This window comes from Flavobacterium zepuense (genome assembly GCF_007097145.1).
GTDB lineage: Bacteria > Bacteroidota > Bacteroidia > Flavobacteriales > Flavobacteriaceae > Flavobacterium > Flavobacterium zepuense.
Genome location: NZ_VJVZ01000012.1, coordinates 158,996 through 183,159, shown reverse-complemented (window position 1 = coordinate 183,159; position 24,164 = coordinate 158,996). Strand labels below are relative to the sequence as shown.

Sequence of the window (24,164 nt, the reverse complement as noted above, 5' to 3'; positions counted from 1 at the left end):
TACTAATGCCATAACCAAACCTTACCTACATGTTTAAAAAATTTCTTTGGCTCGAGTGGAAAGCCTTTACCCGTTCCTCTGCCTTTGGTACCAACTTAGCCCTTAAAATACTAATGGGGCTGGCCGCGTTATATTTTATAGCAGTATTTTTGGGCCTGGGTGTTGGTGTTTACTTTATAATAGATGAAGAACTGCACCAGGATCCGCTTGTGGTAGTAAATAAATTTATGGTCTATTATTTTGCTTTCGATCTGCTCATTAGGGTTATGATGCAAAAGCTGCCGGTAATAAATATTCGTCCACTGCTTAACCTGCCCGTTAAGCGCAGCACTATTGTAAACTTTGCTATGGCAAAAACATTTGCCTCTTTTTTTACAATAATGCACGCTTTCTCTTTTATCCCATTTAGCATAGTGTTACTTTCACACGGGTACGATCCTGTTGGAGTACTATTGTGGTGGGTTGCCATGTGGGCTATGATATATTGCAACAATCTTATTAATATACTTATAAATAATAAGAGCTGGCTTTTTATAACGGTGATGGCACTAATGGCAGCCTTTGCAATTTCGCAGTACTACAGCGTTTTTGATGTTACCCTTATAACAGGTGTGTACTACCAGTACCTTTTTAGTACTTATTATATGGCGTTAATTCCGTTAGCAGTTTTAGCCGGGCTTTGGGTGTTTACACACAAGTTCCTTACAAAGCACCTGTATTTAGATACCGGCCTTAAAGGCAAGCACGAAATTGCCCAAACGCAGGATTTTACCTGGCTTAACCGTTTTGGCAACATGGGTACCTTTTTAAAGAATGATATTAAACTCCTGTTGCGTAACAAACGCTCTAAAACCACATTAATAATGAGTGTGTTGTTTATTTTTTATGGTTTATTATTTTACACTGGAGGTATAGAGATTTATGACAACCAACCCATGAAGGTTTTTGCCTCTATATTTGTTACGGGTGGGTTTTTATTAACCTTCGGCCAGTTTGTACCAAGCTGGGACAGCGCCTATTACCAACTAATGATGAGCCAGAACATACAGTACAGGGAATACATTGCCAGTAAATGGTGGCTTATGGTTATTGGTACGATAGTAACTACAGCATTAGCATCATTTTACCTGTATTTTGGGTTCGAAATTTATTTGATGATCATTGCCGGTGCGGTGTTTAACATTGGTGTAAACTCGCTATTGGTATTATTGGGTGGTGCTTTTATAAAAACACCTATAGACCTTAGCAGTAGCAAACAGGCCTTTGGCGATAAAAATGCTTTTAATGTAAAAACCTTTATTATATCGTTACCTAAAATGCTGGTGCCTATTGCACTGTTTGTAATTGGCAATTATATAAAGGGCCCGCTATTAGGGTACGGGCTTATTGCAGGTACCGGATTACTGGGCCTTGTTTTCAGGAATGCTGCTTTTAAGGCAATAGAGCGCATTTATAAATCGCAAAAATACAGTACCATAGCTGCCTACAAAGAAAAGAACTAATCATCCCTCAAAAAATCAATTATAATGATAGAAGTTACCAACCTACGCAAAACATATAACGGCAATACCGTACTTAATATAGAGCATTTAAAAATTAATAAAGGCGAAAGCTTTGGCCTTGTGGGTAATAACGGTGCAGGAAAGACTACGCTTTTTAGCCTGCTGCTCGATCTTATAGAGCCCACTACCGGCGAGGTTAAAATAAAAGAAATACAGGTAAACAAGAGCGAAGCCTGGAAACCCTTGGTAGCGGCATTTTTAGACGAAACTTTTTTAATTGGGTACCTCACGCCCGAAGAGTATTTTTACTTTATCGGCGAATTAAGAAACCAGAACAAAGCCACGGTAGATGCGCTTTTACGCAAGCATGAAGACTTTTTTAACGGAGAAATACTCAACAATAAAAAGTACCTGCGCGACCTTAGTAAGGGTAACCAAAAAAAGGTGGGCATTATAGCTACGCTTATTGGCAATCCTGAAATTATTATTTTAGATGAGCCTTTCGCCAATCTTGACCCAACCACGCAGTTCAGGCTTAAAAAAATAATTACCGACCTGGCCGAAAGCGGCGATGTAACCATACTGGTTTCCAGCCACGACCTTGCCCATACTACCGAGGTTAGCAACCGTATTGTTGCCATGCACAAGGGGCAGGTGGTAAAAGACATACAAACATCGGCTGAAACGCTAACTGAGCTCGAAGAGTTTTTTGCAGTGTAAAAGTACATCCCCGCTATATGTGGGGATTTTTTTTGCCAAAAACATTTCTCTTATCAAAAAGAAGTGTATTTTTACCCCTCCCTATACTAAAAGGGGATTTTACAAGTTAAGGATAAAAATCTTTTACATTGAAAACCAGTACCTATAAATATATTATTGCTGTTGGAATGGGTGGCCTGCTGATTGCCTGTTCTACAAAAAAAGATACCCGTATAAACCGCAATTACCATGCGGTAACTACCGAGTATAACGTGCTGTTTAATGGCAATAATGCCCTTGCTGCCGGTATTAACGACCTTAAAACCACCTATGCAGATAATTACTGGGATATTTTAACGGTAGAGCGTATGCAGCCCCTTGCAGCTGAAATGGAGCCTACGGATAAAGAGAATCCTAATTTTAAAAGGGCAGAGGAAAAAGCTACAAAGGCCATACAAAAACACTCTATGTATATAGGGGGTAGCGAGCGCAATCCGCAAATGGATGAAGCCCACCTTTTGCTGGGGCAATCACGTTACTATGACAATCGTTTTATACCTGCTATAGAGGCATTTAACTATATATTGCTTAAATCACCCGCAAGCGACAGGCTTGATGAAGCCAAAGTGTGGAAAGAAAAAACCAACATAAGGCTTGATAATGATGGTGTAGCCATTAAAAACCTTAACAAGCTATTAAAAGAAAAAGGCCCCGTAATGGAACGCCAGGTGTACAGCGATGCTAATGCTATGCTTGCCCAGGCTTATATTAAAACAGAGCGAAAAGACAGCGCTGTTTACTTATTGCACAAGGCCATAATATCTACAAAAGACAACGAGAAAAAAGCCCGTTACCGTTTTATACTGGGGCAGCTTTTTTCTAAGATGGATCAGCCGGACAGTGCTTATGCCGCTTACCAGAGCGTTATAGATATGAAAAGGAAATCGCCAAGAATGTATGTTATACAGGCCCATGCTATGCAGGCAGGCCAGTTTAATTACAAAACCGGCGACACGCTTGCCTTTATGGAAAAATACCGCGACCTGCTTGAAGACCGCGAAAACAGGCCGTATTTAGATGTTATAAATTATCAGGTAGGGTTATTTTATGACAAGCAAAAAATTAACGACAAAGCTGTAGAGTATTACAACTATTCCTTAAGGAAAAAATCCAAAGACAAATACCTTGTTGCATCAAGCTACAGGAATATTGCCGAGATGTATTTTGAAGATGCCGTTTATGTAAGTGCAGGCAAATACTATGATAGTACATTGGTTTACCTTGATAATAAAGGCAGGGAGTATAGGGGCATTAAAAAGAAAAGAGAAAACCTGGGTGATGTTATTAAATATGAAGCCATAGCCCAAAATCACGACAGTATTTTAAATGTTGTTGCCATGAGTCCGGATGGCAAGGTAACGTACTATGAAGATTATATTGCGAAGCTTAAAATTCAGGACGAGCTTGCCCGTAAAAAACTTGAAGAAGAGGCCAGGAGGCAGGCTAACATGGCTGCAAATGCAAACTCAGGGGCAGGTGCCGGTGCAAGGCCGGGAATGTTTGGCGATGATAATAGCAACAACCAGTCGCTTTCTAAGTTTGGCGGTACTGTTGATGCCAAAGCGTTATCAAGAAACTCCGCAGTACTTAATTCAAATGGTGCAGGTGGCGGAGGAACAGGAACAGGTATGCAAACCAGTGCCAGTGTAGCCTTTCCGTTCTATAATCCTTCTACAGTGTCTTTCGGGAAACTGGAGTTCCAAAAACGATGGGGGAGCAGGCCCGATGCTGATAACTGGCGTGTAGTGTCAGAAATGCGCGGTAAAGGTTTAAATTCCGGTGAAGACGATGATGTGACTAATGCAGGCGATAGCCTTTCGGATAAAAGTAAAGAAGAAAAGGTAGATCCGCGTTATACTCCAAACTTTTACATATCACAATTACCAACGGAGCAAAAAGTAATAGACAGCCTTGCTAAAGAACGCAATTTTGCCTACTATCAGTTAGGTAATATTTATAACGATAAGTTTAAAGAATATAAGCGCGCCGCAGTTAAATTTGAAGGACTGCTTAAAAACAACCCTGAAGAGCGCCTTATACTGCCATCTAAATACAATTTGTATAAAATTTACATGATCATAGATCCGTCTAAGGCCGAGGCTTACAAGCAACAGGTGTTGACTGAGTATCCTGACAGCCGTTATGCCGAGATGATCCGTAATCCTGCCTCAGATAATCTTATAAATGGAACGCCTGAGGCTATTTATGCAGCACTGTATAAAAAATACCAGTCGGGCGATGTGAGGGAAGCGGCTATACAAACCGAAACCTACATTGATACATTTACCGGTGAGGAGATAGTGTCTAAATTTGAATTGCTTAAAGCCAGGATAACCGGCAGGCTGCAAGGGCTTGAAGAGTATAAAAAAGCGCTTAATTATGTTGCCCTTACCTACCCTAACAGCAGCGAAGGCAAACAAGCCGATGAAATTTTAAAGAAAGAAGTACCTACGCTTGATAAGCTTGCTTTTGGGCAAACACCGGTATCATATAAACTTATATTTAAGTTTGCACCTAACGACCCTAAAATAAAACCGCTTACCGATAAGATATTGCAATTTATTAAAGACGGTAACAACAACAACATTACCCTCTCTAACGATATTTACACCACGAATGAGAACTTTATAGTAATACACGGCCTTATTAATAAGCTGGCTGCTGTAGATGCTATAAGCATCCTTAAAGACTATAAAACATACAAGATAACCGAAACCCCGGTTGTTATATCTAATGAAGATTACAAGGTGGTACAGGTTAAAAAGAATTTTGCAGAATACCAACCAATACAGTAAACACCATGTTCGAAAAAACACCTAAAAACCCTACAGACAATCTTGGTAAAACTAACCGTATAGTAGAAGGCACGCTTATAAAAGGCGACATTACATCGGCGGCTGATTTTAGGCTGGACGGCGAACTAATAGGTAATTTTATATCATCGGGTAAAATTGTAATAGGCCCGGCAGGTAGTATTACCGGCGATATAAAGTGTAAAAATGCCGATATAGAGGGAAGGTTTAATGGTAAGATCGATGTGGAAGAATTACTAAGCGTTAAAGCTAAAGCACAAATAACAGGAGAGGTTATAGTAGGCAAACTTGCCGTAGAGCCGGGCGCCGAATTTACTGCTACATGCGCCATGAAAAACCCTTCTAAACCCGTACTGGCAATAAATGAACGACAACAAGCAGGATAAGCGGCAACGCAATAAATGGATTGCGCTAATTAACATTCCCCTGCAAATGGGTATTGTTATATTTTTGTTTTCCTGGTTCGGCGGATGGTTAGATGAGCAGTATCCTAACCCTAAAAATATTTACCGCATTATCTTTATATTACTTGGTGTGGCAATAGCAATGTATAATGTTATTCGCCAGGTAAACCAACTCAACAAATAATTTAATGACTAAAAATTATCTCAGTATATTTTTAAAGACAGGTGTATTGGCTATCCTTTTTTGTGTGGCCAATTTTTTTCTTTTACACTTTAATGTTATTCCACATGCACCCTATCATTACCCAATACCTGTAGTATATCTTTTCTTTTGGATATTTACTGTAGTAATAGTAACCATCCTCACAAAAATCGGCAAGAAGAATGTTGCACAGGTAGGCTATGCATTTCTTCTTTTAACCGGGGTAAAAATGGCAGCAAGTTATTTTTTTGCAAAACCTATATTGGCGAAAACGATTGAATTTCCTACAGAAAAAGCTAATTTCTTTGCGGTTTTTGTTCTGTTTTTAGCAATAGAGGCTTATTTTACAGTACGTTTGTTAAACAATAAGCAATAATTGAGAAGATACCCTGAAATTATCTTAAAAAATTTTACCGCGGTGCATTGAAATATTAATATAAAATGTACCTTTGCACAAAATTTTAAGACCGTAAAATTAAGATAGTTACAACATGGTGTTAACTGGAAAATCAATCAAAAATACATTAACAGCTTTAATCGCTGTAATTCCTTCTTTATTTTTCGCTAATCCGGCTGCTGATACTACCCACGTACATGGAGAGGCTGCCGCCCATGCCGAAGCTGGTCACCATGAAGGTGAACATGCACCAGCCGACAAAAAAGGCAAGATAAAAGCGTTTATAGACCATCACCTTAAAGACTCTCACGACTTTGTATTCTTTTCTGATGAGACAACAGGCGAGCACTATGGTTTTTCACTTCCTGTTATCCTTTTAGATAACGGCTTAAAAGTATTTTCTTCTTCAGAATTTCACCATGGCGAAAAAGTTGCCGAAGTTGAAGGTAACTACTATGCATTACACCACGAAAAAATATACAAGCTAAACAGCGCTACAGAGGAGTTATCTCTTGATGAGCATGGCCACCCCCGTGCGCCACAGGTTATGGATTTTTCTATAACTAAAAACGTTGTGGCAATGTTGTTTACTGCAATACTAATGTTTCTGTTGTTTACAGGCTTGGCAAAATCATACAAAAAAGGCCCAATACCTACAGGCATGGGCAGGGCATTAGAGCCGCTTATCCTTTTTATTAGAGATGAGGTTGCTATACCAAACATTGGCGAGAAAAAATACAGGAAATTTATGGGGTACCTGCTTACTGTATTTTTCTTTATCCTTATACTCAACCTTATTGGCCTAACACCAATAGGTATTAACGTAACCGGTAATATTGCAATAACTCTATGCCTTGCATTATTTACTTTTATTGTAACGCAATTTAGTGCTAACAAAGATTACTGGAAACACATTTTCTGGATGCCGGATGTACCCGTAATAATGAAAATAGTTTTAATACCAATAGAATTATTAGGTACGCTTACAAAACCATTTGCTTTAACAATACGTCTTTACGCTAATATATCTGCGGGGCACATTGTAGTAATGAGTTTATTAGGATTGATCTTCGTATTTAAAAACTGGATTGCCGGCCCGTCATTCTTTGGCTTAACATTATTCATCTCTGTTATCGAAATATTAGTTGCCTTCCTTCAGGCGTTTGTATTTACTATGCTGTCTTCACTATTTATTGGTATGGCAGTACAGGACCATCACCACGAAGAAGACCACGACGCTCACACAGATGAGGAGCCGATAATAATATAATTTTAGAACTTTATTAATTAATTATAAATCAAATAGTTATGGAAATTCCAGGAATTGTTGGAGCAGGTTTAGTAGTAATCGGAGCTGGTCTTGGCCTTGGTAAAATAGGTGGTTCTGCAATGGACGCTATTGCACGTCAGCCAGAAGCTGCCGGTAAAATACAAACTGCCATGATCATTATCGCTGCCCTTTTAGAGGGTGTTGCTTTCGCAGCGCTTTTCGCAGCTTAATAAAATTAAAGCATAGCCTGCAGCGGTTGGCTGCAGGTAAATGCTTTTTACAATTGATTTAATTAAAACTAATATAAAGATAGTATAATGGAAAAGTTAGTAAACGATTTTTCATTCGGGTTGTTCTTCTGGCAGGCAATTATCCTGCTGGTTCTTATCGTACTTTTGGTGAAATTTGCATGGAAACCAATCATGACGGCTATTACTGCGCGTGAGGTGGGTATTGCATCTGCAATTTCTGCGGCTGAGAATGCCCGTAAAGAAATGCAAAACCTTCAGGCAGATAACCAGCGTATCCTTAACGAGGCACGTGCCGAAAGGGAAGCGATGATGAAAGAAGCCCGCGAAATAAAAGAAAAAATGATCGCTGATGCTAAAGCGGAAGCTCAGGCAGCAGGCGATAAAATTATAGAGCAGGCAAAAGCTACCATCAACAGCGAGAAAAACGCTGCTATGGCAGAACTTAAAGGCCAGGTATCAAGCCTGTCTGTAGAGATTGCCGAGAAACTACTTAAAACAGAACTGTCTAACAAAGAAGCACAAAGCGCACTTGTTGTGAAAATGCTTGATGACGTAAAATTAAACTAATCCAATCGTTATGACAGGTTCAAGAGCTGCAATACGATATGCTAAGGCAATACTGGAAATGGCACAGGCCACCGGCGCAGCAGCGCAGGTAAATGATGACATGGCCCTTATTGCTGCAACCATAAACAACAATACAGAGCTGTACGATTTTATCAATAACCCAACTGTTAAGGCAGCGGCTAAACAATCGGTACTTACAGAGGTATTTGCAAACACCCAAAGTATTACGCAGGGGCTTTTCCGCCTGCTGTTTGATAACCAAAGGTTTGAGATACTTGCGCAGATTGCGGGCCAGTACAAACAACAGTTTGACGCAGCTAACGGCGAAGAAGAAGCTACTGTAACAACAGCTTTTGAAATCACACCGGAGCTTGAAGCCAAAGTACTGGAAAAGATAAAAGAGATATCTGATAAAAAAATAACCCTTAAAAATATTGTAGACCCATCTATCATCGGCGGGTTTATACTAAGGGTAGGCGATAAGCAATTTAATGCCTCTGTGGCAAGCAGGCTGATAACCCTAAAAAGAGAATTAAGTAATTAGTATTTACCACACTTAAGTGTTTAAATTATAAGCAAACATGGCAGAAATTAAAGCTGCTGAAATTTCAGCAATATTAAAGAAACAATTGTCCGGTTTTGAATCGGGTGCTACACTGGAAGAAGTAGGAACGGTTCTTCAGGTAGGTGACGGTATTGCCCGTGCATACGGACTGTCTAACGCACAATATGGTGAGTTAGTAGAGTTTGAAAGCGGGTTAGAAGGTATTGTTCTTAACCTTGAACAAGACAATGTGGGTATAGTATTGCTAGGCCCATCTACAGGTGTTGCAGAAGGCTCTACTGTAAAAAGAACACAGCGTATTGCATCACTTAACGTAGGTGAGCAAATTGTAGGCCGTGTTGTAGATACCCTTGGTAACCCAATAGATGGTAAAGGGCCTATAGGTGGCCAGCTATATGAAATGCCACTTGAGCGTAAAGCTCCGGGTGTTATCTTCCGCCAGCCGGTAACCGAGCCATTACAAACAGGTATTAAAGCGGTAGATGCTATGATCCCTGTAGGACGTGGCCAGCGTGAGCTTGTTATTGGCGACCGTCAAACCGGTAAAACAACGGTTTGTATCGATACCATCCTTAATCAAAAAGAATTTTACGATGCAGGTAAACCTGTATTCTGTATATATGTAGCAGTAGGCCAAAAAGCTTCTACTGTTGCAGGTATAGCTAAAACCCTTGAAGAAAAAGGTGCAATGGCTTATACTGTAATTGTGGCTGCTAACGCATCAGATCCTGCTCCTATGCAGGTTTATGCTCCGTTTGCAGGTGCTGCCATAGGCGAGTACTTCCGCGATACAGGCCGTCCTGCACTTATTATCTATGATGATCTTTCTAAACAGGCAGTTGCTTACCGTGAGGTATCGCTACTACTTAGAAGGCCACCGGGACGTGAGGCTTACCCAGGAGACGTTTTTTACCTTCACTCAAGGTTATTAGAGCGTGCTGCTAAAGTTATTGCTGATGATGATATCGCAAAAAATATGAACGACTTACCCGATTCGCTTAAGCCAATCGTTAAAGGTGGTGGTTCGTTAACAGCACTTCCTATTATTGAGACACAGGCGGGCGACGTTTCTGCATATATCCCAACAAACGTAATTTCAATTACAGATGGCCAGATATTCCTTGAGTCAGATTTATTTAACTCAGGTGTACGTCCGGCAATCAACGTAGGTATTTCGGTATCTCGTGTAGGTGGTAATGCACAAATTAAATCAATGAAAAAAGTTGCCGGTACACTTAAATTAGACCAGGCACAGTTCCGTGAGCTTGAGGCTTTTGCTAAATTCGGTTCAGACCTTGATGCGGTAACCCTTGGTGTTATCGAAAAAGGCCGCCGTAACGTAGAGATCCTTAAACAAGCGGTTAACGACCCTTATACTGTAGAAGACCAGGTTGCTATTATTTATGCAGGTTCTAAAAACCTTTTAAGGAATGTACCTGTAAATAAAGTAAAAGAGTTTGAGAAAAATTACATTGAGTACCTTAACGCTACTCACCGTGAAACGCTTAACGCTCTTAAAGCCGGTAAATTTACAGATGAAATTACTGATGTTCTTGAAAAAGCAGCTGTAGAAGTTTCTTCAAAATATTAATTAGATTTTTAGATTTTAGTAGTGAGTATTTAGAAAGGCTCTGTCTTAATACTTAATACTCACTACTTAATACTATTATAAAATGGCAAACTTAAAGGAAATACGTAACAGGATTGCTTCCGTTTCATCGACCATGCAAATTACAAGTGCGATGAAAATGGTTTCGGCAGCTAAACTTAAAAAGGCACAGGACGCTATTACAGCTATGAGGCCTTATAGCGAAAAGCTAACCGAGCTATTACAAAACCTTAGCGCTACGCTGGAGGGTGATACAGGAGGAGTATTTGCAGAGCAACGCCCTGTAAATAAAATCCTTGTTGTAGCCATAACGTCTAACAGGGGTTTGTGCGGTGCTTTTAACGCAAATGTTATAAAACAAATTAAAAACCTGCAGGAAGCTTACGCCGGCAAACAGGTAGATGTTTTAGCCATTGGTAAAAAAGGTAACGACGTACTTAAAAAGAGCTGTACTATTGTAGAGAACCAGAGCGGTATTTTTGATGCCCTTACTTTTGAGAATGTTGCCCAAGCAGCACAATCGTTAATGGACAGGTTTGTAGCCGGTGAGTACGATAAGATAGAACTTGTGTACAACCACTTTAAAAATGCAGCTACGCAAATTATACTTACAGAGCAGTTTTTACCGCTTGCTCCTGCTGCAACTACAAAAGAGAGTAACACCGCTGTTGATTATATTTTTGAACCTTCTAAGGAGGAGATCGTTCTTAGCCTTATACCATTGTCTTTAAAAACGCAATTATACAAAGCTATACGCGATTCTTTTGCCTCTGAGCACGGTGCCCGTATGACGGCCATGCACAAAGCAACAGATAATGCTACCGACCTTAGAAACCAGCTTAAGCTTACCTACAACAAAGCCCGTCAGGCCGCCATTACAGGCGAGATCCTCGAGATTGTTGGTGGTGCCGAAGCACTTAACAACTAAGATTGCAAACAAACATAGTGAGAAGGGCTGTTCATATTTTGAGCAGCCTTTTTTTGTATATTTATGTCACAGTATAACTATTATGAACATACAAACAGGTATTTGCTTTCTGGCTTTTGAGGTAATTTGGAAAGATGCGGATATTTTAGAGTTACAAATCAAAGCAAGTAATGGCAGGTATATGGGCACAGTAGAAATTTATGATACATATGAATCACTAATCAATTTTGAAAAATCATTAACTGGATACTGTATAGGCAGTAACACATATTACAGGTCTGAACCATATAATCAGAAATCAAAATGCACTATGAAATTTCGCGCCCCGGATAATGCAGGACTTGTAGGCGTCGAAGTAATTTTAGAAGAAAACACACTGTTCAATGATGAGGACAAACCAAACAATACCGTTAGTTTGCAATTGATTGCTGAACTCAATGCAATAGATAATTTTGCCATCGAATTAGGCAAATTAATCTATGGAAGAGAAGGGATTGCTATTCTGCAAGCAATACGGTAATCAATAACAACCTCTCTTCCCATAAAACCTGATCAAATTTTAAATACTTATATTCTTTCTAATACCACCATTATTATCCAAAAGATAATTGGTAGGGTATGTAAATATCCTTTTCGACGAAAGCCCCGATAGCATATTATAGACATCGTTTGGAAATTAAATCTACTTTCAAGTATAATTTTACAAGCCCTTTTTAATGCTGTAAAATATCCCTACTTTTGTTTATTAAATTAGTCCCAACCATTGAGTGTTTATAAAAACCTGTTTAAGCAAACGGCCGTTTATGGCATAGCCACTGTGGTGCCCAGAATATTCAGTTTTGTGCTTACCCCTTTGTATACTGCGGTTCTTGCTGAAAATGCTTACGGTACCACATCGCTGGTATTTGCCGGGCTGGCATTTTTTAATGTTATCCTTGCCTATGGTATGGAAACCGCCTTTTTTAGGTTCTATAATTCTGAAGATAAAAAAAGCGTATTAAGCACTTCTACTATATCATTATTTTGGTCGTCTATAGCCTTTTTGGTTGTAGCATTACTTGGGCGCAGGTTTTTAGCAGATGCAGGCGGTATTGATGCTGAATACGTCACTTATACTATCTGGACATTGGTACTGGATGCCCTTGTTATCATACCTTTTTCTAAACTTCGCGTACAGGGCAGGCCCATGATGTACGCCGCTTTAAAAATTGGCAATGTGGGGGTTTACCTGTTCTTAAATTTATTTTTCCTGCTTTGGCTTAAAGATCTGGCAAAATCCGGAGGCTTTTGGGAGGCAATATACATTCATGATTTTCAGGTGGGCTATATCTTTATATCCGGGCTAATAGCAAGCCTTTCCACTTTTATAGCGTTACTGCCGCATTACTTTAAAACCGACTGGCATTTTGACAAAGAGCTTTGGAAAAGGATGATGAAGTACAGCATGCCTGTTTTAGTGGCGGGTATTGCCTTTATTATTAATGAAACGTTCGATCGTTTTTTCCTGGAACACCTGTTGCCTGAAAGTATTGCAAAATCAGAAATTGGTATTTATTCTGCCTGTTACAAGCTTGCGGTGTTTATGACGCTTTTTGCAACTGCCTTTAGGCTGGGTATAGAACCGTTTTTCTTTAGCCACGCTAAAAATGATAATGCCCCGCAAACCTATGCTACCATTACCAAATACTTTGTAATATTTGGGTCGGTCATCCTGCTGGGAGTTGTTGTTTTTGCCGATGTGCTTAAACTCTTAATGCTGCGAAACGAGGTATACTGGCAGGGCATGAAGGTAGTGCCGCTTATAATCCTCGCTAACTTTTTCCTTGGCATTTACAGCAACCTTTCGGTATGGTACAAGTTATCAGACAAAACAAAAATAGGGGCAAATATATCTATAGTGGGCGCAGTTATAACCATAGCATTAAACTTTATCCTGATACCTTACATCAGCTACATGGGTTCGGCAATTGCTACTATTGCGGCCTACGGCACCATGATGGTTATATCCTATTACCTTGGCAATAAATACTACCCTATTCCGTATGATATGAAAAAGATATGCCTTTACCTTGGCTTATCTATAGGGCTTTCATGCCTATCCTTTTATGTTGATATTTTAAGGGAAACCTACATATTTGGTATTGTATCGCTAATTGTTTTTATGGCAATAGTATACAGGGCAGAAAAAGAAACATTACAAAGAATACTACGAAGAAAATAAAATACATTTACCATGACAGTTAAGATCATCAATAAATCAGGCCATGCATTACCTAATTACGAAACCATCGCATCCGCAGGGATGGACCTCAGAGCCAACCTTGATGCACCGATAGTATTGGGTCCGTTAGAAAGGGCTATCGTTAAAACCGGCTTGTTTATAGAGCTTCCTCTGGGTTATGAGGCCCAGGTGCGCCCACGTAGTGGCCTGGCTGCCAAAAAAGGTGTTACGGTGCTTAACAGTCCCGGAACGATTGATGCCGATTACCGTGGCGAAATTGGGGTAATTTTAGTAAATTTATCCAATGAGCCTTTTACGGTTGAAAACGGCGAGCGCGTAGCACAGCTTGTTATAGCTAAACATGAACGTGCCGAGTGGCTGGAAGCCGATGTGCTAACCGAAACAGTTCGTGGCGAAGGTGGCTTTGGCAGTACTGGTGTAAAATAATATTAAGCATACCATCATATACAGATTTTAAATGAAGATTATAGTTCCTATGGCAGGCAGGGGTTCACGCCTGCGCCCACACACACTTACTGTACCTAAACCGTTGATCCCTATTGCAGGCAAGCCAATTGTGCACCGCCTGGTAGAAGACATTGCAGGGGTTATTAACCAGAAAATCGAAGAAATTGCTTTTATTATACATAAAGATTTTGGCACCCAGGTAGAAAAAGACCTTGTGGCCATTGCCGAAAAGCTCGGTGCCAAAGGTACCATTTACTACCAAGAGCAGCCGTTGGGTACTGCCCACGCCATTATGAGTGCCAAAGAAAGCATGAGTGGGCCTTTAGTGGTGGCTTATGCCGATACACTTTTTAGGGCCGATTTTACGTTAGATACTACAGCCGACAGCGTTATATGGGTACAGCAGGTAGACGACCCAAGTGCTTTTGGGGTTATAAAGCTTAACGACAATAATGAGATCACTGATTTTGTTGAAAAACCTAAGGACTTTGTAAGCGACCTTGCCATTATTGGTATCTATTATTTTAAAAGCGGTGAGAGTCTTAGGGCAGAGCTGCAATACCTGTTAGACAATAACATTGTTAAGGGTGGCGAGTACCAGCTTACCGATGGCCTTGAGAACATGAAGCAAAAGGGTATGAAATTTGTGCCCGGTAAGGTAGACCACTGGATGGACTGTGGTAATAAGAACGTTACAGTAGAGACCAACTCGCGTATGCTGGCATTTTTACATGCCGATGGCGCAGAATTGGTTGCCAAATCGGTTGTAAATGAGAACAGTACTATTATCGAGCCTTGCTTTATAGGCGAGGGCGTAGTACTCAAAAACAGTACGGTTGGGCCTAATGTTTCGCTTGGTGAAAACACCGTGGTAGAAAACACTACCATAAAAAACAGCCTTGTGCAAACGCACGCGGTAATTAAAAATGCAAACCTGGATAATGCCATGATAGGCAACCATGCGGTGTTTAACGGTAATTTTACCGCCATAAGCATCGGCGATTATTCGGTTTTAGAATAACATAACATGAAGTTTAAAATTCTTTTTTATGCGATAGCGTTTTCAGGGTCGGTTACAGGCCCTGTAACATCGTATGCCCAGCAGCAGGAGCCCGACTCTATTGCACTGGCTAATAATGAATTCGTAAATAATTTTTACGAAGCGCTAAAGCAAAAAGGAATTGAAAATTACGATAAGGCCATACAGTCGCTGCAAAAAGCCCAGGTTAAAGACCCTAACAACGCTGCGGTATACAATGAATTAGGTAAAAACTACCTGTCTCTTAAAAACTATCCAGAAGCGGAAAAGGCATTTATGAAGGCTAAAGATCTTGACCCTAAAAACCGCTGGTACTGGCAGGGCTTGTATGATGTGTATTATGAAACGAAAGACTTTAATAAGTCGATACCTATTGTGCAAAAGCTTATAGAGTGGCGTAAGGATTTTTACCAGGAAGACCTGGTTTCATTGTATATGTATACGCAACAGTATGATAAGGCACTGGCACTTATAAACGAGATGGAGCAGAGCGTGGGCATGAGCGAAAAACGCGAAATGTACAAGCTCCAGATCATGAGCGACAACAAATTTAAAAAGCCGCAAAAGGAAACGCTGGAAGAAGCCATCAAAAAAAATCCGAAGGTAGAGTCTAATTACCTTGACCTTATATATTTGTATTCGGATAGTAATGAAGAGGCCAAGGCCGAGGAAGTTGCCCGAAGGCTTGAAAAAGCGATCCCGGAAAGTGACTGGGCGCAGGTAAGCCTGTTTAAATTCCACCTTAATAACAATGACGGTGATAAGGCTTCAACATCCATGTTTAGGATACTGGAAAGCAAAAAGATAGACAGCAAAATAAAGCACCGTGTGTTAAACGAGTTTCTTATTTTTGCCAATAATAACCCTAAGTACAGCAGCAATCTGGCGAAAGCTGTAACCTATTTTGAGGGCGATAAGAATGTAAATGTACCTAAAGAGGTGGGTAAGTTCTTTTTCAACAAAGCCAAGTATGCAGAGGCTGCACAGTATTTTGAGAAAGGCCTGGAAGCTAAAAGTGATGATATTGAAGGGATTGAGTTATTACTTAAAACCTATGCCGAAAGCGCCCAAAACGATAAGTTGCTTAAAAAAGCAACTGAATTTATAGACCTGTACCCTACCCAGGCGCGCCTGTATTATTATGCAGGGCTGGGGGCTAACAGGCTGCAGCAATATGCAAAAGCTAAGGAATGGCTGGAAAACGGAATGGATTTTGTAGTGGATGACGCCAAACTACAATCCGGGTTTAAAAAGCAATTAGACGAAGCTAAGAGCGGTATTGCCGGAAAAAACAAATAAGCTAAAATGAAGAAGTTATTACTATTTGCATTTACCCTGACTATGCTTGTTGGCTGTAAAACCCAACGGGCGGCAGTAGCTACAGAAGCTGCCGCAGGCAGCGATAAAACAGCCATAGAAATTATTGAAGGGCATTACAAAAACCCTAAAAATTTTGAAACCCTGCATATTAATGCAAGCGCTAAGTACAAGGATAAAAAACAATCGCAAAGTGTTAGTGCCGAGATCCGGATAAAAAAGGATGAAACCATATTGGTAAGCATTAAGTTTTTGGGTATTACTATGGCAAAAGCTATTATTACCCCTACACGCGTTAGCTATTATGAAAAGATAAACAATACCTATTTTGATGGCAATTATGCTGCACTTAGTAAATGGCTGGGTACAGAACTGGATTACAGTAAAGTACAAAACATGCTGATAGGCGAAGCCCTGGATGACCTTACCAAAGGCAGCTATAAATCGTCTATAGATGCCGATAAATACAAGCTTACGGGCAAAGCTGGTGGCGGCATTTTAAAAGAATTTTTATTTGAAGGCGCCAACTACCTGCTTAAAGACCAAATTGTATCTCAGGGTGGGCAAGAGCCGCGCAGCCTGCATATAGAGTATCCTGCACACAGCAGTTTCCCACAGGCAACGTTACCGGCTCAGATTAAAATTGAAGCCCAACAAAAAGACAAGGTTAACATAAACATAGAATATACATCGGTTAAGTTTGATGAAAAGCTTACTTTTCCGTATGATGTGCCTGAGGGCTTTGAGCAGATCTTTATTGAGTAAACCACTATAACCAACCATGAAACGATTATTCCTTACTATTTTCCTTATTGGCATCAGTACCTTGGGCCGTGCACAGGGAGGTGCCGAGCAAAAGAAACTGGAACAGCGAAAAGCAGAGATCCTGAAAGAGATCAAGGCGCTTAGCAGCCTTGTTAAAACAGAGAGCTCTAAGGAAAAATCGGTACTCACTAAAATTTCAGATAACGAAACCAAGATAAAGCTAAGCGAAAAGCTTATCTCTACCACGCACAGGCAAACCCGCCTTATTACCGATGATATTTACTTGGGCCAGCTTAAAATAAACAAGCTTAACAGGGAACTTAAGGTACTTAAGGAAGACTATGCCAACATGCTGCTTAACGCTTACAAGAACCGTTCTGAGCAAAGCCGTATTATGTTCCTGTTATCATCTGAAGATTTTTTACAGGCCTATAAGAGACTGCAATACATGAAACAGTATGCAAGTTTCAGGAAAATACAGGGCGATGAACTGCGTACTAAAATGACCGAACTTAACCAGCGCGTGGTAAAACTTGAGGTTCAGAAAAAGGATAAGGTAAAACTGCTTACCGAAAGCGAAAAGCAAAAGGAAACTCTTGAAAAAGACCGTGAAGAGCAGCAAAAACTGGTAAAGACCATTCAAAAAGACAAGAAAAAGTATACTGCCGAAATCAACAAAAAACAAAAAGAGGCCAAAGATATTGACAGGCAAATAGACCGCGCCATACGCGATGCAATTGCTGCCGCCAATAAAAAAACCGCTAAAAGCAACGTGGAGTCTAAAACAACCACAGCCGCTGCTGCAACGGCTTCTAATACCTCATCTAATAAAATTGTACTTACTAAAGAGGGCAAAGTAGTATCAGATAACTTTAAGGCTAATAAGGGCAGGCTGCCTTACCCTGTGGCACACGGCTATATTTCTATGGGGTATGGTAACCAGCCTCACCCGGTTTTAAAAGATGTTGCCGTACACAATAGTGGTGTAGATATTACCACGAACCCTAACGAACCGGTAAGGGCTGTGTTTGGCGGCGAGGTACTTAGCGTTCAGCTTATAAAAGGCACTGGTAACAAAATTGTGTACATACAGCATGGTGACTTTATTACAGTATATTACAATATGGAATCGGTTAATGTAGGCTCCGGCGATAAAGTAGGCCTTAAGCAGAGTATTGGTACTGTAGCCACCAACCCGGTTACTAACGAAACCGTACTTAAATTTTACGTGCTGCAAAACACCACCAACCTAAACCCATCCAGCTGGATAGCGCAATAATAAATTTGTTCTTATACCTATGAACAACAACCCATTGCTGCACATAGACCACGTTACTATTTCAGCCAGAAAAGACGGCCAGTGGCTGTCTATTGTAAAAAACAGCGACTTTGTACTGAATCAAAATGAGATACTGGGCATTGTGGGCGAATCAGGGTCGGGTAAATCGGTTACTTCGCTTGCTATCATGGGATTGCTGCCTAAAGGCATCCTTGCTGTTACAGAGGGCAAAATTACTTTTGAAGGCCGCGATATTTCGGCGTTACCCCAAAAAGACCTACGCAGTTTGCGTGGTAACGATGTGGCCATGATCTTTCAGGAACCAATGAGTTCGCTTAACCCCTCGTTGCAATGTGGCTTTCAGGTTGAGGAAATCCTCAAAGAACACACTTCCCTTTCATCCAAAAAAATAAAAACTAAGGTGTTAGAGCTGTTTGCCAGAGTTAAGCTGCCTAACCCTGACAAGATATACAACCGCTATCCGCACGAGATATCGGGCGGACAAAAGCAGCGGGTTATGATAGCAATGGCTATTGCCTGCAAACCCAAAATACTTATTGCCGACGAGCCCACTACAGCACTGGATGTTACCGTTCAAAAAGAGATTATCCTGCTTTTGAAAGAATTGCAGCAGGAAACCAAAATGAGCATCATTTTTATTTCGCACGACCTGTCGTTAGTTTCCGAAATTGCCAACAGGGTACTCGTAATGTACCGTGGCGAGATAGTAGAACAAGGCGAAGCACAGGTAATATTTCACAATCCGCAACACACATATACTAAAGCGCTCATTAATTCGAGGCCATCTTTAAATGTTAGGCTGGAACGCCTGCCTACCATTCAGGATTTTTTACGAAATACCGTAAATAGTACAGAGGTTACTCCGCAACAGCGTGAACAAAAACATAAGGCACTTTACAGCCAGCAACCCTTATTGGAAGTGATCAATGTAGAAAAAGAGTACGTGTCATCAGCTGGTTTGTTTGGCAGGAATACCACCTTTAAAGCGGTTGACGATGTTAGCTTTAAAATATACGAAGGCGAAACCTTGGGCCTTGTAGGCGAATCAGGCTGTGGTAAGAGTACCCTTGGCAATGCTATATTACAGTTGGATAAAGCAACGGCAGGTAAGATATTATACCGCGGTACCGACCTTACAAAGCTTTCGCCGAAAGACATCCGCACGCTCAGGAAAGAGATACAGATCATCTTTCAGGACCCGTATTCGTCGCTTAACCCGCGCATAACCGTGGGCAAAGCCATTATGGAACCTATGCAGGTACATAAACTGTACAAAAATGATAATGAACGTCGCGAAAAAGTAATTGAGATACTTAACCGCGTAGGCCTGGGCGAAGAGCACTACAATCGTTACCCCCACGAATTCTCTGGTGGGCAGCGCCAGCGTATAGGCATAGCGCGCACTATAGCACTTCAGCCGAAGCTAATTGTGTGCGATGAGAGTGTATCAGCCCTTGACATTTCGGTGCAGGCACAGGTGCTTAATTTGCTTAATGAGCTAAAAGAGAATTTTGGGTTTACTTACATATTCATTTCGCACGACCTCGCCGTGGTTAAATACATGAGCGACCAGGTGCTGGTTATGAACAAAGGCAAAATTGAAGAAATGAACGAAGCAGATGCCCTTTATGAGCATCCGCAAAAAGAATATACTAAAAAACTTATTGCCGCGATACCCGGCGAGTAGCTATGTTTATAATGCTATAAGCCTGTTATTATATAAATTCAGACTATTATACAGGCTTAGCATCAGCAATATCAGCCATTTATTTATTCAAAATTATAGCTGCTTCTTTGGCAAAGTAGGTAGAGATAATATCGGCACCTGCACGCTTAATGCAGTATAGCTGCTCCATCATAATTTTATCGTGGTCTAACCAGCCCCTTTCTGCAGCGGCCTTAACCATGGCGTATTCGCCACTAACCTGGTACACGGCAACGGGTACATTAACCGCATTTTTAACCTCGCGAACAATATCAAGGTAAGCCATTCCGGGTTTCACCATAACAATATCAGCGCCTTCCTCAACATCATGTAAGGCTTCTTTAATAGCTTCTATGCGATTGGCATAGTCCATCTGGTAGGTTTTTTTGTCGCCAAAACCTGGGGCGCTATCCAGTGCATCGCGAAACGGGCCATAAAACGCCGATGCATATTTGGCACTGTAACTCATAATGCCCACATCGTGATATCCGCTTTCTTCCAACGCTTTACGAATGGCATAAACACGGCCATCCATCATATCGCTGGGCGCTACAAAGTCCGCGCCGGCTTCGGCATGGCTCACGCTCATGCGGGTAAGGGCATCAACCGTAGCATCGTTAATAATAAGGCCATTCTCCACAATACCATCGTGCCCGTGAATAGAGTAGGGATCCAGAGCAACATCGGGCATTACGATCATTCCTGGTACGGCATCCTTAATAGCGCGGATGGTTTGCTGCATAAGCCCGTCTTTATTCCATGCTTCTTTACCAGCGTTGTCTTTAAGTTTGTCGTTTACCTTTACATAAATGTTCACGGCTTTAATACCAAGGCTCCAAAGCTCTTTAACCTCTTTAACCGTAAGGTCTAACGAACGGCGGAACAAACCCGGCATAGAGCCAAGCGGAACCTCAACGCCTGTGCCTTCGGCAACAAACATTGGGAACATAAAGTCATTTGGGCTTATGGTAGTTTCGCGAACTAATGAGCGTATCGATTCGTTGGTACGAAGGCGTCTGTTTCTGTGTATTGGGTACATAAGTTTAGTTTTAAGTTGACAGTTAACTTTGGTGATTCGTTAACATCATTTAATTATTTTACAATATAAGTTTTATCTTTAGATTCATTTTTGTCGTTCTTCTGTCAACTGTTACCGTCAACTTAAAACCATTCTTCATAACTTTTCTTCAATCTTCTTTCTTCCCCGTTCTAAAAATCCCGGAGGATCAAAACGGTATCCTGCAAACAACGTACCGTAGCCAATAACATCATTCATAGTGACATTATCGCCTGCATTATGGTTAAAGAACAACGCACGGCTGTTGATTCCGCAAAAAAAGCGTTCACCGGTATAACCGGCAGCCAAATTTATTGAGCCAGTGAGTAAAAATGAACTATTGGTGGTATCATCTTTCACACTCGAAAATCCGGCACCAATTAACCCGCCGCCTGAGAGCATAAAATTTTTTGCAATTACCCAATTGTAATAATAAGCCGGTGCAACGGCCACATCTATATAAGTTGCCGTACTGCCAAAACCCTCCTGTTTTTTGCCATTTAATTCAGTATAATAATATAAAAGCGTAGGCGCAAGGCTACCCGCACTCTTAAGCTGCTTGGCATTTTGAAATTCGGTAGCGCTAAAAGAAAAGTTTTTATTTAAAAAGTAGGCGGTAGAGCCGCCCACTTTAAGCGTTTTTAAGTTAGGCAGGTAAAGGCCGTAACCGGAATCTGCATCCTCTAATGTAATTCCTTTTTGATAGTAAATGTCCAAACGCTGCATCCACTGCCCCGGGAAAAAGTTAAAGCTAAAAGAGGTCATTTTAGAATCTTTATCGGTATTAGCCTTATTTTCCTTAAAAAATTTAGGCGCAAAACCAACGCTAAATGCGATAATATCGTACTGAACCGCCACGCCTAATGTTGTTTTTGCATTAGGGATAACATTTACCGTAGTTTGATCCTGATCATAACTCAGCGTAAAGGTATTTGATGTATTTAGTGTAAATAGTTGTACTGCAAGGTTGTTGTCAAACTTTTTATAATAAGCAACAGCTGTGCTATCGGGTTGGGCCATGCAGGCTCCCGAAGCTAAAACCGCTGCTATTGTAAACCGTTTTATACCCATGCCGCTAACGGATTTTCTAATATGTTTATTAGTCGCGCTTCCTCGCTACCCACCTCGGGGTGATGGTCGTACACCCATTGCACATGCGGTGGAAGACTCATTAAAATACTCTCTATGCGGCCATTGGTCTTTAAGCCAAACAGCGTTCCCTTATCATGCACTAAGTTAAATTCTACATAGCGCCCACGGCGAATTTCCTGCCAGGTACGGTTTTCAGGTGTATATTCTAAATGTTTGCGGCGCTCTACAATAGGCACATAGGCTTTAAGGAAACTATTGCCAACTTCGGTCACGAAGTTGTACCAGTCTTCCATGCTAAAATCGTCGGTTGCCTTACAGTGGTCAAAAAAGAGGCCGCCAATGCCACGGGCTTCGTTGCGGTGGACATTCCAAAAATACTCGTCGCACTGCTTTTTAAATTTCGGATAAAATTCAGGGTTGTGCCTGTCGCAGGCTGTTTTACAGGTTTGGTGAAAGTGCACCGCATCTTCATCAAACAAATAATATGGGGTAAGGTCCTGCCCACCGCCAAACCAGCTGTTTACCACGTTGCCCTGTTTATCGTACATTTCAAAATAGCGCCAGTTGGCATGTACCGTTGGCACAAACGGATTTACCGGGTGCAGCACAAGGCTTAGCCCACAGGCAAAAAAATCGACATCGCCCACATTAAAATACGCCTGCATAGCCGGAGGAAGCGGACCGTGAACGGCCGATATGTTTACCCCGCCTTTCTCGAACACACTACCATTTTCTATAACACGGGTACGGCCACCGCCACCTTCGGGGCGTTGCCATATGTCTTCTTTAAACTTAGCGGTACCATCTGCCGCCTCAAGGCCTAATGTTATGGCTTCCTGTAGTGATTGTATATAGCTGTAAAATTTATCTTTCATTTTGATATGCTGATTTCAGGAGCCCGAAGTACACAATGTCTTCCAGTACCCCATCGATATTTTTAAATTCTTCGCGTAAAATGCCCTCCTGTATAAAGCCATGTTTGGTGGCTACACGCTGGCTGGCGGTATTGGTGCGCGATGTACAGATGATAATTTTGTTCATTTGCAGTTCGCCAAAGCAATAGTTAAGCGCATTGGTAACCGACTGCGATATAATACCCTGCCCCTCAAAATCTTTATCTACAAAATAACCCAGCTCGCACTTAGAAATATCCATATTGATGTTTTTAACCACGATGTACCCAATAAGATTATTGCTTGCAATATGACGAATGTAGAAGTAAAAATTTTCGCTCCATATCTGGTTGTCTATAGCCTCGCCTATAAATTTTTTGGTGCTTTCCAGGTCGGTACAGCCCCGTAATGTAACCGGAAACGTTTTGCGGATGTGCTCCCGGTTCCTGTCGATAAGGGCATAAAACTCTTCCGAAAGTATATCGGCAATGGTATCGGTTTTCCAGGTGGTAGCTGTCATGGATACATGATTTTTGTTGTGTCTTACAAAGAAAGCCACTTTATTTAACAGCACAAAGCCAAACCGTTAGCTTTGCGCCACTTTATAGTTAAATCTTGTTAAGCGCATTAACCTTGCCCATGATCTCGAACGAGAACATTTTGCTTTCCTGCTGTATAAAGTTATATGTGCCAACGGCTTTCTCTTTAAGAAGCTCCAGCCCCGCTTTCGTAGAAAGCGATGCCACAACATCGGCAAACAGCTCCATATTAGCCCAGTCCATGTGGTACATGAGCAAATAATCTGTTAGCTCCTGAATGCTTATCGTTTTCAAAACCTCTAAAGACAGTCCCAGTTTTTGCAGTTGCGTTGCTGCATTGCCCTCGTTCCAGTTTTCAGGCACAAAAGTTAATGCTACCAGCTGCTTAAGCACATTATTTATGCGTTCGTTCTCTTCATTGCGCATCCCAAAACTTACAGGCATATTTTAATTTTTATCAGCCCCTAACCCCCAAAGGGGGAATTAGCTTCACTCAATCCC

Annotated in this window: 25 protein-coding genes; 20 read left to right on the top strand and 5 right to left on the bottom strand. The window is 41.1% G+C overall.

Annotated features, from left to right (window positions below):
• Positions 1-29: 29 nt before the first annotated feature.
• The 20 genes from FMM05_RS17370 (at position 30) to FMM05_RS17275 (ending at position 20,064) form a co-directional block, all read left to right on the top strand.
• Positions 30-1,502 (top strand): DUF5687 family protein, encoded by a 1,473-nt coding sequence (locus tag FMM05_RS17370; RefSeq protein ID WP_143374690.1) that lies wholly within the window; start codon positions 30-32, stop codon positions 1,500-1,502.
• A 24-nt stretch (positions 1,503-1,526) separates the two neighbouring features.
• Positions 1,527-2,222, top strand: a complete 696-nt coding sequence (locus tag FMM05_RS17365; protein ID WP_143374689.1) for an ABC transporter ATP-binding protein — start codon at positions 1,527-1,529, stop codon at positions 2,220-2,222.
• A 128-nt stretch (positions 2,223-2,350) separates the two neighbouring features.
• Complete coding sequence (gene porW / locus FMM05_RS17360; protein WP_143374688.1) at positions 2,351-5,056, top strand: type IX secretion system periplasmic lipoprotein PorW/SprE; 2,706 nt, start codon at positions 2,351-2,353, stop codon at positions 5,054-5,056.
• Positions 5,057-5,061: 5 nt separating this feature from the next.
• Entirely contained in the window at positions 5,062-5,460 is a 399-nt protein-coding gene (locus FMM05_RS17355) for a bactofilin family protein (protein ID WP_143374687.1), read from the top strand.
• Positions 5,438-5,662 (top strand): AtpZ/AtpI family protein, encoded by a 225-nt coding sequence (locus FMM05_RS17350; RefSeq protein WP_143374686.1) that lies wholly within the window; start codon positions 5,438-5,440, stop codon positions 5,660-5,662. Before FMM05_RS17355 ends, FMM05_RS17350 begins: the two co-directional genes overlap by 23 nt.
• 4 nt (positions 5,663-5,666) lie before the next feature.
• Positions 5,667-6,056 carry a hypothetical protein gene (locus FMM05_RS17345; RefSeq protein ID WP_143374685.1) on the top strand — a complete coding sequence of 130 codons (390 nt, stop codon included), beginning with the start codon at positions 5,667-5,669 and terminating at the stop codon, positions 6,054-6,056.
• Positions 6,057-6,171: 115 nt separating this feature from the next.
• Positions 6,172-7,347: a F0F1 ATP synthase subunit A gene (atpB, locus tag FMM05_RS17340; RefSeq protein ID WP_143374684.1), complete on the top strand. Its 1,176-nt coding sequence runs from the start codon at positions 6,172-6,174 to the stop codon at positions 7,345-7,347.
• Between the two features lie 38 nt (positions 7,348-7,385).
• On the top strand, positions 7,386-7,577 hold the full coding sequence (gene atpE / locus FMM05_RS17335) for an ATP synthase F0 subunit C (protein ID WP_026992764.1): 192 nt from the start codon (positions 7,386-7,388) through the stop codon (positions 7,575-7,577).
• A gap of 87 nt (positions 7,578-7,664) precedes the next feature.
• A complete protein-coding gene (locus FMM05_RS17330; RefSeq protein ID WP_143374683.1) occupies positions 7,665-8,165 on the top strand; it encodes a F0F1 ATP synthase subunit B in 501 nt (166 codons plus the stop codon).
• A 10-nt stretch (positions 8,166-8,175) separates the two neighbouring features.
• Positions 8,176-8,709, top strand: coding sequence for an ATP synthase F1 subunit delta (atpH, locus tag FMM05_RS17325; protein ID WP_143374682.1), 534 nt, complete (start codon positions 8,176-8,178; stop codon positions 8,707-8,709).
• Positions 8,710-8,746: 37 nt separating this feature from the next.
• Entirely contained in the window at positions 8,747-10,321 is a 1,575-nt protein-coding gene (atpA, locus tag FMM05_RS17320) for a F0F1 ATP synthase subunit alpha (protein WP_143374681.1), read from the top strand.
• An 82-nt stretch (positions 10,322-10,403) separates the two neighbouring features.
• Positions 10,404-11,267, top strand: a complete 864-nt coding sequence (gene atpG / locus FMM05_RS17315) for an ATP synthase F1 subunit gamma (protein WP_143374680.1) — start codon at positions 10,404-10,406, stop codon at positions 11,265-11,267.
• Between the two features lie 82 nt (positions 11,268-11,349).
• The gene (locus FMM05_RS17310) at positions 11,350-11,787 is read left to right on the top strand and encodes a hypothetical protein (protein ID WP_143374679.1); all 438 of its coding nucleotides are present in this window, start codon (positions 11,350-11,352) and stop codon (positions 11,785-11,787) included.
• Positions 11,788-12,030: 243 nt separating this feature from the next.
• Positions 12,031-13,488, top strand: a complete 1,458-nt coding sequence (locus tag FMM05_RS17305) for an oligosaccharide flippase family protein (protein ID WP_143374678.1) — start codon at positions 12,031-12,033, stop codon at positions 13,486-13,488.
• Positions 13,489-13,500: 12 nt separating this feature from the next.
• On the top strand, positions 13,501-13,935 hold the full coding sequence (gene dut, locus FMM05_RS17300; protein WP_143374677.1) for a dUTP diphosphatase: 435 nt from the start codon (positions 13,501-13,503) through the stop codon (positions 13,933-13,935).
• A 31-nt stretch (positions 13,936-13,966) separates the two neighbouring features.
• Positions 13,967-14,977 carry a sugar phosphate nucleotidyltransferase gene (locus FMM05_RS17295; protein ID WP_143374676.1) on the top strand — a complete coding sequence of 337 codons (1,011 nt, stop codon included), beginning with the start codon at positions 13,967-13,969 and terminating at the stop codon, positions 14,975-14,977.
• Positions 14,978-14,983: 6 nt separating this feature from the next.
• Entirely contained in the window at positions 14,984-16,294 is a 1,311-nt protein-coding gene (locus FMM05_RS17290) for a tetratricopeptide repeat protein (RefSeq protein WP_143374675.1), read from the top strand.
• Positions 16,295-16,300: 6 nt separating this feature from the next.
• Positions 16,301-17,077: a DUF4292 domain-containing protein gene (locus FMM05_RS17285; RefSeq protein ID WP_143374674.1), complete on the top strand. Its 777-nt coding sequence runs from the start codon at positions 16,301-16,303 to the stop codon at positions 17,075-17,077.
• A 16-nt stretch (positions 17,078-17,093) separates the two neighbouring features.
• Positions 17,094-18,356: a murein hydrolase activator EnvC family protein gene (locus tag FMM05_RS17280; protein WP_143374673.1), complete on the top strand. Its 1,263-nt coding sequence runs from the start codon at positions 17,094-17,096 to the stop codon at positions 18,354-18,356.
• A gap of 19 nt (positions 18,357-18,375) precedes the next feature.
• Positions 18,376-20,064 (top strand): ABC transporter ATP-binding protein, encoded by a 1,689-nt coding sequence (locus FMM05_RS17275; RefSeq protein WP_143374672.1) that lies wholly within the window; start codon positions 18,376-18,378, stop codon positions 20,062-20,064.
• A 79-nt stretch (positions 20,065-20,143) separates the two neighbouring features.
• On the opposite strand, the gene hemB is transcribed toward FMM05_RS17275, so the two are convergent.
• The 5 genes from hemB to FMM05_RS17250 all read right to left on the bottom strand — a co-directional run bounded on the left by hemB (position 20,144) and on the right by FMM05_RS17250 (position 24,107).
• Entirely contained in the window at positions 20,144-21,121 is a 978-nt protein-coding gene (hemB, locus tag FMM05_RS17270; RefSeq protein WP_143374671.1) for a porphobilinogen synthase, read from the bottom strand.
• Positions 21,122-21,256: 135 nt separating this feature from the next.
• Positions 21,257-22,210, bottom strand: coding sequence for a DUF4421 family protein (locus FMM05_RS17265; RefSeq protein ID WP_143374670.1), 954 nt, complete (start codon positions 22,208-22,210; stop codon positions 21,257-21,259).
• Positions 22,201-23,106 carry an oxygen-dependent coproporphyrinogen oxidase gene (gene hemF / locus FMM05_RS17260; RefSeq protein WP_143374669.1) on the bottom strand — a complete coding sequence of 302 codons (906 nt, stop codon included), beginning with the start codon at positions 23,104-23,106 and terminating at the stop codon, positions 22,201-22,203. The genes FMM05_RS17265 and hemF overlap by 10 nt, the downstream gene beginning before the upstream one ends.
• The gene (locus tag FMM05_RS17255) at positions 23,096-23,644 is read right to left on the bottom strand and encodes a GNAT family N-acetyltransferase (protein WP_143374668.1); all 549 of its coding nucleotides are present in this window, start codon (positions 23,642-23,644) and stop codon (positions 23,096-23,098) included. Before FMM05_RS17255 ends, hemF begins: the two co-directional genes overlap by 11 nt.
• A gap of 88 nt (positions 23,645-23,732) precedes the next feature.
• Entirely contained in the window at positions 23,733-24,107 is a 375-nt protein-coding gene (locus FMM05_RS17250; RefSeq protein ID WP_143374667.1) for a hypothetical protein, read from the bottom strand.
• Between the last annotated feature and the right edge of the window lie 57 nt (positions 24,108-24,164).

Coding starts and splice junctions, on each gene's coding strand:
- hemF (WP_143374669.1), bottom strand. CDS start 23,106: ATGAAAGATAAATTTTACAGCTATATACAATCACTACAGGAAGCCATA.
- FMM05_RS17345 (WP_143374685.1), top strand. CDS start 5,667: ATGACTAAAAATTATCTCAGTATATTTTTAAAGACAGGTGTATTGGCT.
- FMM05_RS17285 (WP_143374674.1), top strand. CDS start 16,301: ATGAAGAAGTTATTACTATTTGCATTTACCCTGACTATGCTTGTTGGC.
- FMM05_RS17355 (WP_143374687.1), top strand. CDS start 5,062: ATGTTCGAAAAAACACCTAAAAACCCTACAGACAATCTTGGTAAAACT.
- FMM05_RS17290 (WP_143374675.1), top strand. CDS start 14,984: ATGAAGTTTAAAATTCTTTTTTATGCGATAGCGTTTTCAGGGTCGGTT.
- dut (WP_143374677.1), top strand. CDS start 13,501: ATGACAGTTAAGATCATCAATAAATCAGGCCATGCATTACCTAATTAC.
- hemB (WP_143374671.1), bottom strand. CDS start 21,121: ATGTACCCAATACACAGAAACAGACGCCTTCGTACCAACGAATCGATA.
- FMM05_RS17330 (WP_143374683.1), top strand. CDS start 7,665: ATGGAAAAGTTAGTAAACGATTTTTCATTCGGGTTGTTCTTCTGGCAG.
- atpH (WP_143374682.1), top strand. CDS start 8,176: ATGACAGGTTCAAGAGCTGCAATACGATATGCTAAGGCAATACTGGAA.
- FMM05_RS17280 (WP_143374673.1), top strand. CDS start 17,094: ATGAAACGATTATTCCTTACTATTTTCCTTATTGGCATCAGTACCTTG.
- atpG (WP_143374680.1), top strand. CDS start 10,404: ATGGCAAACTTAAAGGAAATACGTAACAGGATTGCTTCCGTTTCATCG.
- FMM05_RS17250 (WP_143374667.1), bottom strand. CDS start 24,107: ATGCCTGTAAGTTTTGGGATGCGCAATGAAGAGAACGAACGCATAAAT.
- FMM05_RS17370 (WP_143374690.1), top strand. CDS start 30: ATGTTTAAAAAATTTCTTTGGCTCGAGTGGAAAGCCTTTACCCGTTCC.
- FMM05_RS17255 (WP_143374668.1), bottom strand. CDS start 23,644: ATGACAGCTACCACCTGGAAAACCGATACCATTGCCGATATACTTTCG.
- FMM05_RS17350 (WP_143374686.1), top strand. CDS start 5,438: ATGAACGACAACAAGCAGGATAAGCGGCAACGCAATAAATGGATTGCG.
- FMM05_RS17265 (WP_143374670.1), bottom strand. CDS start 22,210: ATGGGTATAAAACGGTTTACAATAGCAGCGGTTTTAGCTTCGGGAGCC.
- FMM05_RS17310 (WP_143374679.1), top strand. CDS start 11,350: ATGAACATACAAACAGGTATTTGCTTTCTGGCTTTTGAGGTAATTTGG.
- FMM05_RS17275 (WP_143374672.1), top strand. CDS start 18,376: ATGAACAACAACCCATTGCTGCACATAGACCACGTTACTATTTCAGCC.
- atpE (WP_026992764.1), top strand. CDS start 7,386: ATGGAAATTCCAGGAATTGTTGGAGCAGGTTTAGTAGTAATCGGAGCT.
- FMM05_RS17295 (WP_143374676.1), top strand. CDS start 13,967: ATGAAGATTATAGTTCCTATGGCAGGCAGGGGTTCACGCCTGCGCCCA.
- atpB (WP_143374684.1), top strand. CDS start 6,172: ATGGTGTTAACTGGAAAATCAATCAAAAATACATTAACAGCTTTAATC.
- FMM05_RS17365 (WP_143374689.1), top strand. CDS start 1,527: ATGATAGAAGTTACCAACCTACGCAAAACATATAACGGCAATACCGTA.
- atpA (WP_143374681.1), top strand. CDS start 8,747: ATGGCAGAAATTAAAGCTGCTGAAATTTCAGCAATATTAAAGAAACAA.